Annotated in this window: 1 protein-coding gene; it reads right to left on the bottom strand. The window is 43.3% G+C overall.

Annotated features, from left to right (window positions below):
• On the bottom strand, positions 1–2652 hold a 2652-nt coding region (locus ACWIW0_RS11200; RefSeq protein WP_454453381.1), incomplete at both ends, for a hemagglutinin repeat-containing protein.

Here is a 2652-nt window from a genome sequence, read left to right as displayed (position 1 = left end):
CTGTGGTTTTCAATATTTTCAGTCGTCAGCGTACCTGTCTTCATTGTGTGGTTCGCTTTATCACCTTGAGCATTGATAATGCCACCTTTTAAGTGGGTGTTTTCTGTTACATTGATAGTCGAGCTTTCGTTGATATGAAAGCCCGATTGTTGAGTTACTTGAGCATAATCCACCTTCGCTTTGTTTTGGCTGAACTGTGCAGATGCACTAGAGCCACTACCATAAATCGCCACAGAGGCACTTACCCCACCTTGGGTTTGTTTGCTGTCATATTTTTCACTGTCTTGCACACTCTCAATATGCAGATTTTTGGTCTCAAGATTTAAGTGGTTAATGTTCACCGTTGCTCCTTTTAAGGTGGTTGTCTCTTTTGCCTTAATGGTTAAGCGGTTACTGTTGATTTCCGTATGGTTTTGCACTTTAGCGTCACTGTTAGAATGTCCTTTGCCGATATTGGCAGCTCCTTCAACCCCAAAACCTTGTGAACCACCTGATTTACCTACAAATACCCCTACACTCCAACTACTGCTCTTATTATCGGAGCGGTTACTTTGGCTATCTGTCGTTGCCAGTAAATTGACGTTATTACCCTCAAGCGTTGTCTCATTTGCATCAATTTTTGAGCCAACAATCGTATTATCTCCCTCTGTTGCCCGAATGATGAGTTTATCTGCACTTAATACACTGCCCTGATGGGTCGTTTGCTGAGTGTGGCTTGTGTGAGTTGATTTGCTTGCCCCCACGCTGACTGACACTTTAAAATCACTATTTCCAACGGCGGCTGTCGCATTACTTGCGTTCTGAATCGTGTCGATAAGTGCTTTCGCTTTTGTTACCGTTTCAATGGCTTCATTCGCTGCTTTTACTTTCAGTAATGTGCTTAAACGTTCGTCTTTCACTTGTGTTGAACGCTTCAAGCTACTTTTCGCTGCCAGTGCTGCATCTGTTACCGCTGAGCTAAAGGATATCGTTAAGCCCGATTGCTTATATTCGTGACGTTCTTTAGCAGAAAGATTATCTTCACTGGCACCAATATAGGTCGATTTGCCCTCCACTAAAATTTGTTTGCCTAATTCTCCAGAGGCAACAACCTCCGTACCCGATAGATGAGCGTGATTACCAGCCGATATGCTGATATTACCTGTAAGGCTACCTAATGTACTGCGTGCTTGGCTTTGTTGCCAGCCTTCCGCTTCGCTTTCGTGGGTTTCTGATTTTTTTCCAAAGGTAATGCCTATTCCTCCTCCAGAGAACACCCCTGATTTTGATTGTTGCTTGAAATGCGTTTCTTTGAAGTAATTCGTATCTGCAGCAACACTTACGTTATTACCTGCTTCTAGACGTAAATCATTATCGGCAATGGCTTGAAGGTTTTGAGCTTTTAAATCATTACCTGCCGAAAGCAATATCTCACTTCCACCTAATGTTGTTCCTACTTTGGTTTTATCTTGGCTTGTGTCTAATGTGGTTTGCTTTGAACTGCCAAATGTTCCACGACTTTTCGTATGGTGATATTCGGCAAAATCACTGAATGTACTCGCTGTGCTTAACACTAAATCATTCTTCGCAATAGCGGACAACTTCGCTTTCGCTTCCAATGTTGCACCTTCCGAGTAAATATGATGCCCTTTCAGCACAACATCGCCAGCTCCTTTTATATGATTTACCGCAACATCTTGGACTTTTTCATTACGATAATGGTTACCACCGCCCATTTTCTCATCAAAGCCCACGGCTAAAGCGGTGAGATTGAGGTTGTTTTTTGCAGATATGTAGCTTTGACCCTTGCCGTCATTGATAATGTCAGCACCGGCAATATTGATGTCATTTGCTTGAATTTGTAGCCTACCATCTGAGCCTTTAACGTGCAGCAAACCTTTGCGAGCAATCGTGGTGTCGGTGCGTTGATAGCCTTGTTCACTCACCGAAGTGGTATGTGTCGTACTGCTGTGGTTAAAATTGCCAGCAACCTTAAGCAGTATTGCTCTGTCTGCTTCAATCGCCCCACCGATATTCTCTACATTACCGCTGATGTTGCCTGTAATGGCTCCAGCTTGAATATTGCCACTGTTGCGAATACTGTCGCTGTCAAAGCGGACTAATTCCCTTCCTGCGACTGTGCCGTTATTGATAAACTCGCCACCACTGTGTTTTACGCTATTCCCCGAGAGCAAAACACCGTTACCCGTTATGTCGCCTTTTTTCACCACGGCATACACTTTCGGCACTAGCACATTTTCCACTTGACCGTTTGGTAACCTAATCTTTTCACTTTCCAGCCATACAATATCTGTGGTAAGTTGTGCCACTTGGTTTGCTGAAAGCGTAATCCCTGGGCGTAAGTTGAATTTCTGTGCAAAGGTAATACCTGCAGTCATTAAGCCTCTGTATTGGCTATCAAAATCCGTATAGTTGCCAACAAACTGTCTGCCCGTTAAGCGGTTAATTTGTTCACGTACAAGACGTTGTTCGTAAAAACCATCACCCAAGCGTTTTTGAAGGGTGTTTGGTTCATAACGTAATGCATTAAACATATAATCCGAACTGAGCCAGCGTTTATTGTTGGTAAAGTCTGGGTCAGTTTCAATGAGTACACGGTTAGTCGGGTTCGTATTTACTCGATACAATACATTTTGCGGAATCACTAAATTC

The sequence above is a fragment of the Ursidibacter sp. B-7004-1 genome (assembly GCF_053654055.1).
Note: the sequence above shows the minus strand (reverse complement) of the source record. Positions and strands in the feature narration are given on the sequence as shown.